Annotated in this window: 2 protein-coding genes; both read left to right on the top strand. The window is 63.3% G+C overall.

What is annotated here, in order from left to right; translation table 11 throughout:
* A partial coding sequence (locus RTX98_RS09850) for an ABC transporter ATP-binding protein (RefSeq protein WP_312796296.1) occupies positions 1-754 on the top strand: 754 nt, incomplete at its 5' end.
* A 63-nt stretch (positions 755-817) separates the two neighbouring features.
* Positions 818-1,045, top strand: a complete 228-nt coding sequence (locus RTX98_RS09845) for a DUF3072 domain-containing protein (protein WP_312796294.1) — start codon at positions 818-820, stop codon at positions 1,043-1,045.
* Positions 1,046-1,081: the final 36 nt, after the last annotated feature.

Here is a 1,081-nt window from a genome sequence, read left to right as displayed (position 1 = left end):
CCACGACCTGTCCGTGGTCCGCTACATCGCCGACCGCGTTGTCGTCATGTATCTCGGCTATATCGTGGAGCAGGGCACCACCGACCAAATCTTCGCCCCACCCTATCACCCCTATACCGAGGCGCTGCTGTCCGCGATCCCGATCGCCGACACGAGCGTGGTGAAGAAGCACATCGTGCTGGACGGCGACATCCCCTCGGCCATGAACCCGCCCACCGGCTGCCCGTTCCAGACGCGCTGCCGCTACAAGTCTCTCGTGCCCGATCACCTCTGCGAAACCCAGGTGCCGCCCCTGCGCGAGTTGGACGACGGCCATCGCAGCCTGTGCTGGCTGCCTGACGAGGTGCTGGCCCGCATGGAGCCGGTGATCAGCTTCGCCGCCAAGACCACGGACGATCCGGCAAGTCGCGCGCCTGACGAAGATCGGGCACTGCCTGTTCATGGCGGGCATCCAGTTGAGGAGGACGCACTCGGCGAACCGCTGACACCGGCAGACGCTCTGGACGAGCAGGCCCGGATCGAGGTGCATGGCTCGCGAGAGATCTCAGCCCTGCCGGGCGAATCCTCTCCCGAGAAGCTGCAAACCGAAGCTGGCGATGGACGTCAGGCCGCGAGTGCCGAGGTGAAGCCCGCTCTGGCCAGGACGCCTGAAGAAGAGGCCGCCAACAGTGAGGGCACTGCACAGCCCGCGCGTCCGGTTCAAACGACGGCGTCTCCTGCGGAAGCGCGGCGAAAGCTCGGACTGGACGAATAAAGGAGCGTTCGGAACAACGGTCATGTTCGCGCATTGTTCTTGGCGAGACCACGAGGTGATGACATGGCCGACGAAGAAGAGCTGAACCCGAAGAACCATCCGACCGATAACGCTGAAAAGGACCCGGACGATTGGGTCACGGGTGACGAGCCGATGACTGGCGCCCAGCGTTCGTACCTGAAGACGCTGTCGGAAAAGGCGCATGATCCAGATGCCTACGCCGAGGATATCAGCAAGGCGGAAGCATCCAAGCGCATAGATGCGCTGCGCGAGAAAGCCGGGCTGGAATAAGCCGCGACCGAACGGATTTAGAAAAAGGGCAGCCAA

The organism is Tianweitania sp., from assembly GCF_032053605.1.
GTDB lineage: Bacteria > Pseudomonadota > Alphaproteobacteria > Rhizobiales > Rhizobiaceae > Tianweitania.
This window is presented reverse-complemented; position numbering and strand designations above follow the sequence as displayed.